The organism is Streptomyces sp. ME02-8801-2C, assembly GCF_033793965.1.
In the GTDB taxonomy this organism is placed as follows: domain Bacteria; phylum Actinomycetota; class Actinomycetes; order Streptomycetales; family Streptomycetaceae; genus Streptomyces.
This window is the reverse complement of sequence record NZ_JARAXP010000003.1, coordinates 541441-555347: the sequence shown is the minus strand read 5'-3', so window position 1 is coordinate 555347 and position 13907 is coordinate 541441. Positions and strand designations below refer to the sequence as shown.

Annotated in this window: 10 protein-coding genes; 4 read left to right on the top strand and 6 right to left on the bottom strand. The window is 69.8% G+C overall.

What is annotated here, in order from left to right; genetic code table 11:
- Nucleotides 1–6: 6 nt before the first annotated feature.
- Nucleotides 7–2520 carry a DEAD/DEAH box helicase gene (locus PV396_RS11510; protein ID WP_319203294.1) on the bottom strand — a complete coding sequence of 838 codons (2514 nt, stop codon included), beginning with the start codon at nt 2518–2520 and terminating at the stop codon, nt 7–9.
- A 145-nt stretch (nt 2521–2665) separates the two neighbouring features.
- Here PV396_RS11510 and PV396_RS11505 point away from each other — a divergent pair, with 145 nt between their 5' ends.
- Nucleotides 2666–3460 (top strand): metal-dependent hydrolase, encoded by a 795-nt coding sequence (locus tag PV396_RS11505; RefSeq protein WP_319203292.1) that lies wholly within the window; start codon nt 2666–2668, stop codon nt 3458–3460.
- Nucleotides 3461–3498: 38 nt separating this feature from the next.
- Here the strand turns inward: PV396_RS11505 and PV396_RS11500 are convergent, their stop codons facing one another.
- From PV396_RS11500 to PV396_RS11485, 4 genes are all read right to left on the bottom strand, one after another.
- Complete coding sequence (locus tag PV396_RS11500) at nt 3499–3756, bottom strand: type B 50S ribosomal protein L31 (protein ID WP_319203290.1); 258 nt, start codon at nt 3754–3756, stop codon at nt 3499–3501.
- A gap of 57 nt (nt 3757–3813) precedes the next feature.
- Nucleotides 3814–4284: a DUF5709 domain-containing protein gene (locus PV396_RS11495; protein WP_319203288.1), complete on the bottom strand. Its 471-nt coding sequence runs from the start codon at nt 4282–4284 to the stop codon at nt 3814–3816.
- 141 nt (nt 4285–4425) lie between these two features.
- The gene (locus PV396_RS11490; protein ID WP_319203286.1) at nt 4426–6207 is read right to left on the bottom strand and encodes an ABC transporter ATP-binding protein; all 1782 of its coding nucleotides are present in this window, start codon (nt 6205–6207) and stop codon (nt 4426–4428) included.
- Entirely contained in the window at nt 6204–8018 is a 1815-nt protein-coding gene (locus PV396_RS11485; protein WP_319204072.1) for an ABC transporter ATP-binding protein, read from the bottom strand. Before PV396_RS11485 ends, PV396_RS11490 begins: the two co-directional genes overlap by 4 nt.
- 215 nt (nt 8019–8233) lie before the next feature.
- On the opposite strand from PV396_RS11485, the gene PV396_RS11480 reads away from it, so the two are divergent.
- Nucleotides 8234–9868 carry a peptide-N4-asparagine amidase gene (locus tag PV396_RS11480; protein ID WP_319203284.1) on the top strand — a complete coding sequence of 545 codons (1635 nt, stop codon included), beginning with the start codon at nt 8234–8236 and terminating at the stop codon, nt 9866–9868.
- A gap of 144 nt (nt 9869–10012) precedes the next feature.
- Nucleotides 10013–11419 carry a cation:dicarboxylate symporter family transporter gene (locus tag PV396_RS11475; protein WP_319203282.1) on the top strand — a complete coding sequence of 469 codons (1407 nt, stop codon included), beginning with the start codon at nt 10013–10015 and terminating at the stop codon, nt 11417–11419.
- A gap of 72 nt (nt 11420–11491) precedes the next feature.
- On the opposite strand, the gene PV396_RS11470 is transcribed toward PV396_RS11475, so the two are convergent.
- A complete protein-coding gene (locus PV396_RS11470) occupies nt 11492–11962 on the bottom strand; it encodes a MarR family transcriptional regulator (RefSeq protein WP_319203280.1) in 471 nt (156 codons plus the stop codon).
- 97 nt (nt 11963–12059) lie between these two features.
- Between PV396_RS11470 and PV396_RS11465 the strand changes: the two genes are divergently transcribed.
- The gene (locus tag PV396_RS11465) at nt 12060–13859 is read left to right on the top strand and encodes an ABC transporter ATP-binding protein (RefSeq protein WP_319203278.1); all 1800 of its coding nucleotides are present in this window, start codon (nt 12060–12062) and stop codon (nt 13857–13859) included.
- The last annotated feature ends 48 nt before the right edge of the window (nt 13860–13907 follow it).

Below are 13907 nucleotides of genomic sequence, written 5' to 3'. Positions count from 1 at the left end.
CTGTGCTCACAGCTGCCCGACGTCGGTGACCTTGACCACGGCACGGCCCTCCGCGTCGGAGGCCACGAGGTCGACCTCCGCGCTGATGCCCCAGTCGTGATCCCCGTTCGGGTCGGCGAAGATCTGCCGGACGCGCCACAGCCTGTTCTGCGGCTCCTCCTCGATCATCAGCAGCCGGGGGCCGCGGGCGTCGGGGCCGGTGCCGAGGTCCTCGTACTCGTCCCAGTACTTGTCCATCGCCTCGCCCCACGCGTCCGCGTCCCAGCCGGCCTCCGCGTCCAGCTCGCCCAGCTCGTTCACCTGGTCGAGCGCGGCGAGCTCGACGCGGCGGAACATGGCGTTGCGGACGAGGACCCGGAAGGCACGCGCGTTGGCCGTGACCGGCTTGACCTGGTCGGCCTTCTCCTGGGCCTCCTCGGCGGTCATCACCTCCGGATTGGCGAGCTGCTCCCACTCGTCGAGGAGGCTGGAGTCGACCTGGCGCACCATCTCGCCCAGCCAGGCGATCAGATCCTCCAGGTCCTCGGACTTGAGGTCGTCGGGGACGGTGTGGTCGAGGGCCTTGAAGGCGCCGGCGAGATACCGCAGCACGATGCCCTCGGTGCGGGCCAGCTCGTAGTGGGACACCAACTCGGTGAACGACATGGCGCGTTCGTACATGTCACGGATGACGGACTTGGGGGACAGAGGATGATCGCCGACCCACGGGTGGCTCTTGCGGTACGTGTTGTAGGCGTGGGAAAGCAGTTCCTCCAACGGCTTCGGGTACGACACGTCCTGGAGGCGCTCCATGCGCTCCTCGTACTCGACGCCGTCCGCCTTCATCAACGCGACGGCCTCTCCGCGCGCCTTGTTCTGCTGGGCCGCGAGAATCTGGCGCGGGTCGTCCAGCGTGGACTCGACCACCGACACCATGTCCAGCGCGTACGACGGGGACTCCGGGTCCAGGAGCTCGAACGCGGCCAGCGCGAAAGTGGACAGGGGCTGGTTCAGCGCGAAGTCCTGCTGCAGATCCACCGTCAGACGCACGATGCGTCCGGACGCGTCCGGCTCGTCCAGCTTCTCGACGACACCGCCGTCCAGGAGCGAGCGGTAGATGGCGATCGCACGCCGGATGTGCCGCAACTGCTGCTTGCGCGGCTCGTGGTTGTCCTCCAGCAGGTGCCGCATCGCGTCGAACGCGTTGCCGGGGCGCGCGATCACCGACAGCAGCATGGTGTGGGTCACCCGGAAGCGGGAGGTCAGCGGCTCCGGATCGGAGGCGATCAGCTTCTCGAAGGTGGTGTCGGACCAGCCGACAAAACCCTCGGGTGCCTTCTTGCGAACCACCTTGCGGCGCTTCTTCGGGTCGTCGCCGGCCTTGGCGAGCGACTTCTCGTTCTCGATGACGTGCTCGGGCGCCTGTGCTACGACGAAGCCCGCCGTGTCGAAGCCCGCGCGGCCCGCCCGGCCGGCGATCTGGTGGAACTCCCGCGCCCGCAGGGTCCGTACGCGATTGCCGTCGTACTTCGTCAGGGCCGTGAACAGGACCGTGCGGATGGGCACGTTGACGCCGACGCCGAGGGTGTCCGTGCCGCAGATGACCTTCAACAGGCCCGCCTGGGCCAGCTTCTCGACCAGCCGCCGGTACTTGGGAAGCATGCCGGCATGGTGCACGCCGATGCCGTGCCGGACGTAACGGGACAGGTTCTGGCCGAACTTGGTGGTGAAGCGGAAGTTGCCGATCAGGTCGGCGATCTTGTCCTTCTCCTCGCGCGTGCACATGTTGATGCTCATCAGCGCCTGCGCCCGCTCCACCGCCTGCGCCTGGGTGAAGTGCACGATGTAGACGGGCGCCTGCCTCGTCTCCAGCAGCTCCGTCAGCGTCTCGGTCATGGGCGTGAGCTTGTACTCGTACGACAGGGGGACCGGGCGGGTCGCCGAGCGGACCACCGAGGTGGGGCGGCCGGTGCGGCGGGTGAGGTCCTTCTCGAACATCGAGACGTCGCCCAGCGTCGCCGACATCAGGATGAACTGCGCCTGAGGCAGCTCCAGGATGGGGATCTGCCAGGCCCAGCCGCGGTCGGCCTCGGCGTAGAAGTGGAACTCGTCCATCACCACCTGGCCGACATCCGCCTGCTTGCCGTCGCGCAGCGCGATGGACGCCAGCACCTCGGCCGTGCAGCAGATGACGGGGGCATCGGAGTTGACGGACGCGTCGCCGGTCAGCATGCCGACGTTCTCCGTGCCGAAGATCTTGCACAGCTCGAAGAACTTCTCGGAGACCAGCGCCTTGATCGGAGCCGTGTAGAAGGTGACCTCGTCACGGGCCAGCGCGGCGAAGTGCGCACCCGCCGCGATCATGCTCTTGCCGGAGCCGGTGGGCGTGGACACGATCACGTTCGCTCCGGAGACAGCCTCGATCAGCGCCTCCTCCTGGTGCGGGTAGAGCGTGAGACCGCGCTCCTGGGCCCACGACTCGAAGGCTTCGTAGAGGGCGTCGGGGTCTGCGGTCTGCGGCAGCTGATCGATGAGGGTCACGACCCCATCTTGCCTGCGATCCCAGGTGAAGGGGGAATCGGATGCCCGTCCGAAGATCACGGCCGCTACGCTGTGTCGCCGACGGAGCGTCAGCGCACCCGGTCAACTGGACAGCGGCGTACGAGGAATAGGGCGGAAAACGGCCATGATGGGACCAGCACACTCACTCTCGGGGGCCGCTGCCTGGCTCGGTGTCGGAGCCGCCGCGGCCGCGGCGGGCAAGCCGATGCCCTGGCCGGTAGTCCTGGTCGGTGCCCTGATCTGCGCCGGTGCCGCACTCGCCCCGGACCTCGACCACAAGGCGGCGACGATCTCGCGTGCCTTCGGACCGATCTCACGCGGACTGTGCGAGATCGTCGACAAGCTGTCCTACGCCGTCTACAAGGCGACGAAGAAGCAGGGCGACCCGCGCCGGTCGGGCGGGCACCGGACGCTGACGCACACCTGGCTGTGGGCGGTCCTGATCGGTGCGGGCGCCTCAGCCCTCGCGATCACCGGCGGCCGCTGGGCGGTGCTGGCACTCCTCTTCGTGCACATCGTGCTCGCCATCGAAGGCCTGCTGTGGCGGGCGACCCGCGGCTCCAGCGCCGACATCCTGGTCTGGCTGCTGGCCGCGACCAGTGCCTGGATCCTGGCGGGTGTGCTGGACAAGCCGGGCAACGGCTCGGACTGGCTTTTCACCGACCCGGGGCAGCAGTATCTGTGGCTCGGGCTGCCGATCGTGCTGGGCGCGCTGGTGCACGACATCGGGGACGCGTTGACGGTGTCCGGCTGCCCGGTCCTGTGGCCCATCCCGATCGGCCGCAAGCGCTGGTACCCGGTCGGACCGCCGAAGGCCCTGCGGTTCCGGGCCGGAAGCTGGGTCGAGCTGAAGGTGCTCATGCCGGCGTTCATGCTGCTCGGCGGAGTGGGCTGCGCGGCGGCGCTCAACTTCATCTGACGCCGACTGCTGGGACAGCCGTCTCGGCTCCGGCCGGCTCAGCCCTGGACGTCCCCGCCGCCGTAGCGCCGTTCGAAGGCGGCGACGCGGCCCTCGGTGTCCACCGTCCGGGCCTTGCCGGTGTAGAACGGGTGGCTCTCCGAGGAGATCTCCACATCCACGACCGGGTACGTCTCGCCGTCGTCCCACTCGATGGTCTGCTCGCTCGTCGCGGTGGACCGGGTCAGGAAGGCGTATCCGGCGGCCCGGTCCCGGAAGACGACCGGTTGGTAGGCCGGCTGCTTGTCCTGCTGCATGCGCGTACTCCTTGGTCGAACCGTAGGCCTCGCGAGGCCTTTGCTTCAGGGGGACGGTCAGCCGGACAGGGCGTCCTCGTCGACGATGTGCATCGCGGCCTCCTCCGCGGAGGCCGCGGCGCCGTCGATGCCCACGTCGGTGGCGATCAGCCCGCTCTCCTCGTCCTCGTGCGTACCCTCGTTGGGAGCTACCAGTCGGCCGGAGCGGGCGGCGCCCACCTCGTTGTCCAGCGGCTCGCCGTCCGTGCCCGCGCAGTCGCCGATGCCGTCGCCGTCCGATGCCGAGATGTCCGGCAGCTCCTCCGCGAGGCGTTGGTCCAGGGTCTCGCCCTGTCTGCGCTCCGCCGCCGTCACACCGGTGCGTTCCACCGCCCAGGGCCGGTCCGGAGGGGACCAGCCACGGTCGAGAGGGTCGTCGACCCCGTCGGTGACCAGGGTGTCCTCGGCGTCCAGGAGGCCCGCGTCGTCCTGGACCTCGGATCCGTCGGGTTGGTAGACGTCGTCTCCCCATCCCTCGTCACTGTCCACGGGTACCTCCAGGTGGGTGCGGACCGACCCCGGCGCCGCCCACAGGAGCGGGCAGCCGCCTCCAGCGTTCCACCCGTCGACGGGACCGCGCAACGGGACGAGGCCGACCAGGCCCCGCCCCGCTGTCCGATCACCGGTGTGTCACCCGTGCCACGACCGCCACAGTGCCGCGTACGCCCCGTCCGCCGCGACCAGCTCGTCGTGGCTGCCGAGCTCGCTGATCCGGCCGTTCTCCACGACGGCGATGACGTCCGCGTCATGGGCCGTGTGCAACCGGTGGGCGATGGCGACGACCGTACGGCCGTCCAGGACCCGGGCGAGGGACCGTTCCAGGTGGCGGGCCGCCCGGGGGTCGAGGAGCGAGGTCGCCTCGTCCAGGACCAGCGTGTGAGGGTCGGCCAGGACCAGCCGGGCCAGGGCGATCTGCTGGGCCTGTGCCGGGGTGAGCGCGAACCCGCCCGAGCCGACCTCGGTGTCCAGCCCCTCGTCCAGCGCACGGGCCCAGCCGTCCGCGTCGACCGCGCCCAGTGCCGCCCACAGCTCGGCGTCCCCGGCGTCCGTGCGGGCGAGTAGCAGGTTGTCGCGCAGGGAGCCGACGAAGACGTGGTGCTCCTGGTTGACCAGCGCCACGTGCGAGCGCACCTCCTCGGCCGGCATCTGCGACAGTTCGGCGCCGCCCAGGGTGATACGGCCGGTGCGGGGCGCGTAGATCCCGGCGAGCAGTCTGCCCAGCGTGGACTTGCCCGCGCCCGAGGGGCCGACCAGGGCCAGCCGGGTGCCCGGCGCGACCTCCAGGGACACCTCGCGCAGCACGTCCACGCCCTCCCGGTAGCCGAAGTGCACCCGGTCCGCGTGCACGTCCCTCCCGTCCGGGGCCAGCGAGGGGTCACCCGCGGCCGGCTCGATGTCCCGGACCCCGACGAGCCGGGCCAGCGACACCTGGGCGACCTGGAGCTCGTCGTACCAGCGCAGGATGAGGTTCACCGGGTCGACGAGCATCTGGGCGAGCAGCGCGCTGGTGGTCAGCTGGCCCACGTCGATCCAGCCGTGGAGCACGAAGACCCCGCCGACCATCAACACCGAGCACAGCACCGTCACATGGGTGGCGTTGATGACCGGGAAGAGCACGCAGCGCAGCCACATCGTGTAGCGCTCCCAGGCAGTCCACTCCCTGACCCGCTGGTCCGACAGTGCGATCCGGCGTTCACCCAGCCGTTGGGCCTCGATGGTCCGTCCGGCGTCCACGCTCTCCGCGAGCGCGGCGGCGACAGCGGCGTAACCGGCGGCCTCCGAGCGGTAGGCGGAGGGGGCGCGGCGGAAGTACCAACGGCAGCCGACCACCAGCAGCGGCACGGCGAGGAGCAGGGCCGGTGCCAGCGGCGGTGCCGTGACGACGAGCCCGCCGAGCAGCAGAGCTGCCCACACCACGCCGATGGCGAGCTGCGGAACCGCCTCACGCATCGCGTTGGCGAGGCGGTCGATGTCGGTCGTGATGCGGGAAAGCAGATCACCTGTGCCGGCCCGCTCCAAAACACCCGGCGGCAGCCCGACCGCCCGGACGAGGAAGTCCTCGCGCAGGTCGGCCAGCATCCGCTCGCCGAGCATCGCACCGCGCAGCCGCACCTGCCGTACGAACACGGCCTGCACGACCAGCGCGGCGGCGAACAGGCCGACGGTGAGCTCCAGATGGAGTTCGCGGGCGTCGTCCGAGACCCGCTCGACGAGGTCGCCCAACAGGTACGGGCCGACCATCGAGGCCACCACGGCGACCGTGTTGACGGTGACCAGGAGCAGGAAGGCACGCCGGTGCCTGCGGAACAGTTCGGCCACGTAGGCGCGAACGGTCGAGGAGGCGCCGACCGGCAAGGTGCTCGCCGTGGTCGGGGCCGCCGGATCGTACGCCGGTGGCGCCACGCCGATCATGCCGTCTCTCCGATTTCCTTGAGTTCTGCGAGTTCTTCCATGTCACCGAGGTCGTCCAGGTCGGGGTCGAGGGCCGTCTCGTCCTCGGTCTCCCGGGTCACCACGGCCCGGTACCGCGGGTCCTTGTGCACCAGTTCGCGATGCACACCGACCGCGGCGACCTCGCCCTCGTGGACCAGTACCACCCGGTCCGCGTGGTCCAGGAGCAGCGGTGAGGAGGTGAACACGACCGTCGTGCGGCCGGCGCGCAACTCCCTTACCCCGTCCGCGATCCGGGCCTCGGTGTGCGAGTCGACAGCCGACGTCGGCTCGTCGAGCACCAGCACCTCGGGGTCCGTGATCAGCGACCGCGCCAGCGCCAGTCGCTGGCGCTGCCCGCCCGAAAGTGACCGTCCGCGCTCGGTGATCCGTGCGTCCAGCGGATCCTCGGCGCCGAGCGACCCCTGCACGAGCGCCTCCAGCACATCCCCGCACTGTGCGGCGGCCAATGCCGCGCCGGCGCTCACCCCACCCGAGGCGGGCACGTCGAGGAGCTCACGCAGCGAACCGGAGAGCAGCACCGGGTCCTTGTCCTGGACGAGGACGGCCGTGCGGGTACTGGCAAGCGGCAGTTCGTCGAGCGGCACTCCACCGAGGAGCGCCGAGGTGCCCTTCTCGGAGGGGTGTCCGCCCAGCCGCTCCGCCAGCAGACCCGCTGCGTCGGGATCGCCGCACACCACGGCGGTCAGACACCCGGCGGGTGCCAGCAACCCGGTCGAGGGGTCGTACAGATCACCGGCAGGCACCACGGCCTCGCGTGAACCCGCCGTGTCCGTGGCCCGCTCCAAGGACAGCACCCGCGCGGCCCGTTTCGCGGAGGGCCGGGAGAAGGAGTACGCCATGGCGATCTCCTCGAAGTGCCGCAGTGGATACGTCAGCAGCATGACCGCGCTGTACACGGTGACCAGTTCGCCGACGGTGATCCGGCCCTGCCTGGCCAGGTGCACACCGTGCCAGACGACCGCGATCATCAGCAGACCCGGCAGCAGCACCTGTACCGCCGAGATCAGTGCCCACATACGGGCGCTGCGCACGGCCGCGTGGCGCACCTCCTGCGAGGCCCGGCGGTAGCGGTCGAGGAAGAGTTCCTCGCCGCCGATGCCGCGCAGCACCCGCAGTCCCGCGACGGTGTCCGAGGCCAGTTCGGTCGCACGGCCCGCCTTCTCGCGCTGGAAGTCGGCGCGTCGGGTGGCCCGGGGCAACAGCGGCAGCACGGCGAGCGCGAGGACCGGGACACCCACGGCGACGACGATGCCCAGGGCGGGCTGGTAGACGTACAGGCCGACGCAGACCAGGACGACAGTGAGGGCGGCGGCGGTGAACCGGGAGAGGGCCTCGACGAACCAGCCGATCTTCTCCACGTCCCCGGTGGAGACGGCGACGATCTCACCGGCCGCGACCCGACGGGTGAGGGCCGAGCCCAGTTGGGCGGTCCTGCGGGCGAGGAGCTGCTGGACGCGGGCGGCGGCCGTGATCCAGTTGGTGACCGCGGCCCGGTGCAGCATGCTGTCGCCGAGCGCGATGGCCCCACCGCACAGCACCATCAGCCCGCCCGCGAGGGCGAGCCGGCCGCCCGAGCGGTCGACGACTGCCTGGACGGCGAACCCGACGCCGAACGGCAGTCCGGACACGGCCACGAAGTGCAGCAGTCCCCAGGCGAGAGAGGTGATCTGACCGCCGAGCTGGTTGCGGAAGAGCCAGTACAGGAATCTGGGGCCCGAGCGCGCGTCCGGCTCACCAGGGTCGGGGTACGGAAGGTCTTGGATCTTCATGACGTCCCAGTGGCTCGCATCTCGCATGAGGGGGTGGTTTCGGGGGTGACTGTGGGGGTTACCAGAGGCCGGGAGGCCTACAACGGGCCGTGAAAGGTTCGCGTCACTGCGTGGCCGAAGGCAAACGGTTTTCCGGCAAGAGGCGTGGATTCGGCCCGATTGGCGGTTGTTCGCCTCATTGCCGTGCGGGGCCGACTGCCCGTAGAACACCGGCCATGAGAAGCCGGATCATCATGTCCATGCTTGCCGGAGCGACCCTCCTGGCGAGCACCCTCCTCGGGGCGGGCCCCGCCCAGTCGGCAGTGGCAGCGGGGGCTGCCCGGCCGGTCGACGTGCCCGCCGAGTTCGGCACCGACTGGCACGACCCGGTCACCGCCGCCCCGCCCGTCACCAGGCCCGTCGGCACCCCGTCCTGCGAAGTCACCGTCGCCGAGGCCCAGTTCAAGGACTTCACGCCCTACGAGGGCACGTACACGCCCCCGAGCGGATGCGGCGCGAGCTGGAGCAAGGTCGTGCTGCGGATGGACGGCAAGGTCAAGGGCCGTCAGTACGACCGGCTCGGCTACCTTCACATCGGCGGCGTCGAAGTCCTCCGTACCTCCACTCCGCAGCCCTCTCCGGACGGCATCGCCTGGTCCGTGGAGAAGGACGTCACGCGCTACAGCGACACCCTGAGCAGGCCCCAGCCCGTCGAGATGCTCATCGGAAACGTTGTCAACGACACCTACACCGGCATTCTCGACGTCAGGGTCACCCTGACGTTCTACGCGGGGAAACCCGTCGCGAAGAACACCCCCGACCGCGTTCTCACCCTCCACGACGGCACCCTCACCACTCCGCGCAACAGCGAACGGATCGTCGCCGAGGTGTACGCGACCGGTTCGGGCGGCGGCTGCGAGGAGTACTGGTACCTGACCGTCCCCGACGCCGCTCCCTACTCCTGCAAGGCCACGGACGGCCCGTACCGGGAGGTGCAGATCAAGGTCGACGGACAACTGGCCGGAATCGCCGCCCCGTTCCCGACCGTCTGGACCGGCGGCTGGTCCAACCCCTTTCTCTGGTACGTGGTTCCGGGGCCGCGCGCCTTCGACATCAAACCCATCGAATACGATCTGACCCCCTTCGCCGGGCTTCTCAACGACGGCCGCCCGCATGATGTGCGGGTCTCCGTCGTCGGCGTCCCGGAGGGGCAGGCCGGCTGGAACACCCCCGTCAACGTCCTCGTCTGGCAGGACGCCGGGCGCGCCCGGGTGGCCGGCGGCCTCACCGCGCACCACGCGAGCGGCCTGTCCAACTCCTCGACGTACACACCCGGTTCGGCCGACGAGCAGCACCGTCTCGACACCGAGGGCGCTCACCGGCTCACCGTCGCCGGGTATGTGGACACCTCGCACGGCAGGGTCGTCACCACCGTCAGCCGCGTCCTCGCCAACACCTCCGTGCACCGCTGGACCGACGGCGAGAACACCGACGGCCTCACCGCCACCTGGACGGACGCCGAGAACGTCACCGTCGACGGACGCGGACCGGCCAGAACGACGCGCACGCAGCGGACGTACACCATGGACGGCACGACCACGCTCGGCGCGGGCGACCGCCTGCGGACCGTGCTGACGCTCGGCGACCGGGCGGCCGTCACCGAGACATCGGCCGGGCGGCGCACGGCGTGGTCGTGGCTCGACGACACGTACGCGGGCGACGCGACGTATACGGCGAATGTGCCGCGCGACCAGCGCCACGCCGTCGGGACAACGAGCGAGCGCTACCGGCTCCACGGCTCGGCGGGATGCCACGACCGTTCGCTGGTGACCGTGCAGGGGGTGCTGACGGAGGACCGGAACCGCTGCTGACAGTGCTGTGAGCGCGCTGTGGGGGCGGCCGATGATTTACACGGCCGTCATACGCAAGTTGCAGACGGCGCGAACAGGTCCTCAATAGTGTGTGCGACGCGGAAGTGCTTTTCCGCATCCCAGAAACCCCCTGGAGGAGTGCTCGTGCCGCAGTCCGTACCGTCCCTGCCGCGACGCGTCGCACGCATACTGCGTACCTCACTGTTCGCGCAGGTCGCTGTCGCGCTTGTGCTCGGCATCGTCGTCGGCAAGCTCTGGCCCGACGTGGCCACGGATCTCAAACCGCTCGGCGACGGTTTCACCCGGCTCATCAAGACGATCATCTCGCCGCTCGTGTTCTGTGTGGTCGTCGTCGGCATCGCCAAGGCCGGAGATCTCAAGGCGTTCGGCCGGATCGGGCTCAAGGCCCTGATCTGGTTCGAGGTGGCGAGCACGCTCGCCCTGGTCATCGGGCTGCTCGCCGCCAACGTCGTCCAGCCCGGCTCGGGCATGAACGTCGATCCGTCCACGCTCGACACCTCGGCGATCGACGCGAAGACGGGCGGCGGCTCGCTGCCCTCGACGACCGAGTTCATCGTCAACTCGATCCCCACCAGTTTCGTCGGCGCCTTCGCCGAGAACGAACTCCTCCAGGTGCTGATCCTGGCCTGCCTGGTGGGCGCCGCGCTGCTCCACCTCGGCCACACCAAGGTGCCGAAGGTGCTGCCCGCCATCGAGCAGGCCCAGGAGATCATCTTCGCGGTCGTCGGCTTCATCATGCGACTCGCCCCGATCGCCGTGTTCGGCGCGATGGCGGTGCTGATCGGTCAGTACGGGCTCGGCGTGATCGAGACGTACGCCAAGCTGATCATCCTCTGCTACGCGGCCGCCGCACTGTTCATCGCGCTGCTCGCCGTCGCTCTCAGGATGGTCACCGGCCTCAGCCTCTGGAAGTTCCTCCGCTACATCCGTGAGGAGATGCTCCTCGCGCTCGGCACCGCCTCCACCGAGTCCGTGATGCCGCGCGTGATGCTGAAGCTGCGCAAGGCCGGTGCCCGCGACGACGCCGTGGGTCTGGTGCTGCCCACGGGGTACTCCTTCAACCTCGACGGCGCGTCGCTCTATCTCTCCATCGGCACCCTGTTCATCGCCCAGGCCGTGGGCGTGGACCTCAGCCTCGGCCAGCAGATCACCGTGGTTCTGGTGCTCATGCTCACCAGCAAGGGCATGGCGGGAATCCCCGGTTCGGCCTTCCTCGCCCTGTCCGCGACCGCCTCCTCGCTCGGGGCCATCCCGGCCGGCGCGGTCGCTCTGCTGCTGGGCGTCGACCGGATCATGGACTCGATGCGCGTCGTCACGAACCTGCTCGGCAACTGCGTCGCCGTCTTCGCCGTCTCCCGCTGGGAGGGCGCGCTGGATCTGGAGCGCGCGAAGAAGGTGCTGGACCGGGAGATCGTGATCTCCGACGAGGACGACGAGGGCGACGAGGGCGCAAAGGTGGCCGTGGTGAAGGAGCCGCTGGAGTCGGCGGTCCCGGCCCAGGCGTCCGACACCAAGGAGCCCGCGGGCTGACCCGCGCCGCTCAGACGGGCTGTGGGCCTCCTCCGGTGACACACCGGAGGAGGCCCACAGCCCGTTTTTCTGTCAGCAGTGCCGCGCGGGCGGCCCGCCGGCGCCGTCCATCAGCGTGTCCAGCAGTCCGCCCAGTACCGCGCGCTGCTCGTCCGTCAGCGGCGCGAGGACTTCCTCGGCCGCCGCGCGACGCGCTCCACGCAACTCGTCCAGCGCCTTACGGCCGACGTCCGTGAGTTCGATCCGGATGACCCGGCGGTTGTCGGGATCGGGCACCCGGCGCACCTTGCCGCTCGTCTCCAGCGCGTCCACCAGTGTCGTCACCGCCCGGGGGACCACCTCCAGTGCCTCCGCCAGATCGGCCATCCGCGGCGGCGAACCGTGGTGCTGGAGGTGGCGCGAGAGGGTGCGCAGCAGCCGTGACTGGGCCGGGGTGATGCCGACTCCGCGCTGTTCCAGGTGGTGCTTGTGGATGCGGTGCAGACGGCGGGTCAGGCTCAGCAACTGGTCGGCGAGCGGACCGTCGGCGTCGGGGGAACTCATACGGGAACAATATCAGGATGCAGTTCATTGTGAACATAGGTAACTATGAGCTAAGCTCCGCCAGTCGTCATCATCACCGGTTCTCCCGAAGGAGCCCATGAAACCCGAACAACCCGCCTGGACGCCCTCCGCCGACTCGGTGGACCAGCCGCACCAGGCCCGCCGCATCCTGAAACTCTTCCGCCCCTACCGCGGCCGACTCGCCGTGGTCGGCCTGCTGGTGGCCGCGGCGTCCCTCGTCTCCGTCGCCACCCCCTTCCTGCTGAAGGAGACCCTCGACGTCGCGATCCCCGAGGGCCGCACCGGACTGCTCAGCCTGCTCGCGCTCGGCATGATCGTCAGCGCCGTCCTCGGCGGTGTCCTCGGTGTGCTGCAGACGCTGATCTCCACGACCGTCGGCCAGCGCGTCATGCACGACCTGCGCACCGCCGTCTACGGCCGGCTGCAGATGATGTCGCTCGCCTTCTTCACCCGCACCCGTACCGGCGAGGTCCAGTCCCGCATCGCCAACGACATCGGCGGTATGCAGGCCACCGTCACCTCCACCGCGACCTCGCTGGTCTCCAACTTCACCAGCGTCGTCGCCACGATCGTCGCGATGGTCGCCCTCGACTGGCGGCTGACCATCGTCTCGCTGCTCCTGCTGCCCGTGTTCGTCTGGATCAGCCGGCGCGTAGGCAACGAACGCAAGCGGATCACCACCCAGCGCCAGAAGCAGATGGCCGCGATGGCCGCCACGGTCACCGAGTCGCTGTCGGTGAGCGGCATCCTGCTCGGCCGCACGATGGGCCGCGCCGACTCGCTCACCCGGTCCTTCGCCGCGGAGTCCGAGAGCCTGGTCGATCTCGAGGTGCGCTCCAGCATGGCCGGCCGCTGGCGGATGGCCGTCATCGGCATCGTCATGTCCGCCATGCCCGCCGTCATCTACTGGGCCGCGGGGCTCGCCCTCCAGTTCGGCGGCCCGTCCGTCTCGATCGGCACGCTCGTCGCCTTCGTCTCGCTCCAGCAGGGCCTGTTCCGGCCCGCCGTCAGCCTGCTGAGCACCGGCGTCCAGATCCAGGCCTCGCTCGCGCTCTTCCAGCGCATCTTCGAGTACCTCGACCTGCCCATCGACATCACCGAGCCGAAGAACCCGGTCCACCTCGACACGGTCAAGGGCGAAGTCCGCCTCGAGGACGTCGAGTTCCGCTACGACGACAAGAGCCGCCCGATCCTCGACGGCGTCGACATCACCGTCCCCGCGGGCGGCAGTCTGGCGATCGTCGGTCCGACCGGCGCCGGCAAGTCCACGCTCGGCCACCTCGTGCCCCGGCTGTACGACGTGACGGGCGGCCGGGTCACCATCGACGGCGTCGACGTCCGCGACCTCGACTTCGACACGCTCGCCCGCGCGGTCGGCGTCGTCTCCCAGGAGACGTACCTCTTCCACGCCACGGTCGCCGACAACCTGCGCTTCGCCAAACCGGACGCCACCGACGAGGAACTGCACGCGGCGGCTCGCGCGGCCCAGATCCACGACCACATCTCGTCGCTGCCCGACGGCTACGAGACCGTCGTCGGCGAACGCGGCCACCGCTTCTCCGGCGGTGAGAAGCAGCGCCTCGCCATCGCCCGTACGATCCTGCGCGACCCGCCCGTCCTCATCCTCGACGAGGCGACCAGCGCCCTGGACACCGGCACCGAACACGCCGTCCAAGAGGCCATCGATGCCCTGTCGGCCAACCGCACCACGCTCACCATCGCGCACCGGCTGTCCACCATCCGGGGTGCCGACCAGATCGTGGTCCTGGACTCCGGGCACGTGGCCGAGAGGGGCACGCACGAGGAACTCCTGCGCCAGGACGGGCGCTACGCGGCTCTCGTCCGCCGGGATGCCCAACTGGAGCCGACTGGGTGACGTATCTGGTCGAAAAAGATGAAGATATGTCGGGTTTGTGACCTTCTG

What these genes read in the sequence shown, in the direction of transcription:
- PV396_RS11465 (WP_319203278.1), top strand. Translation starts at nt 12,060, where the DNA reads ATGAAACCCGAACAACCCGCCTGGACGCCCTCCGCCGACTCGGTGGAC.
- PV396_RS11480 (WP_319203284.1), top strand. Translation starts at nt 8,234, where the DNA reads ATGAGAAGCCGGATCATCATGTCCATGCTTGCCGGAGCGACCCTCCTG.
- PV396_RS11485 (WP_319204072.1), bottom strand. Translation starts at nt 8,018, where the DNA reads ATGAAGATCCAAGACCTTCCGTACCCCGACCCTGGTGAGCCGGACGCG.
- PV396_RS11490 (WP_319203286.1), bottom strand. Translation starts at nt 6,207, where the DNA reads ATGATCGGCGTGGCGCCACCGGCGTACGATCCGGCGGCCCCGACCACG.
- PV396_RS11500 (WP_319203290.1), bottom strand. Translation starts at nt 3,756, where the DNA reads ATGCAGCAGGACAAGCAGCCGGCCTACCAACCGGTCGTCTTCCGGGAC.
- PV396_RS11470 (WP_319203280.1), bottom strand. Translation starts at nt 11,962, where the DNA reads ATGAGTTCCCCCGACGCCGACGGTCCGCTCGCCGACCAGTTGCTGAGC.
- PV396_RS11505 (WP_319203292.1), top strand. Translation starts at nt 2,666, where the DNA reads ATGATGGGACCAGCACACTCACTCTCGGGGGCCGCTGCCTGGCTCGGT.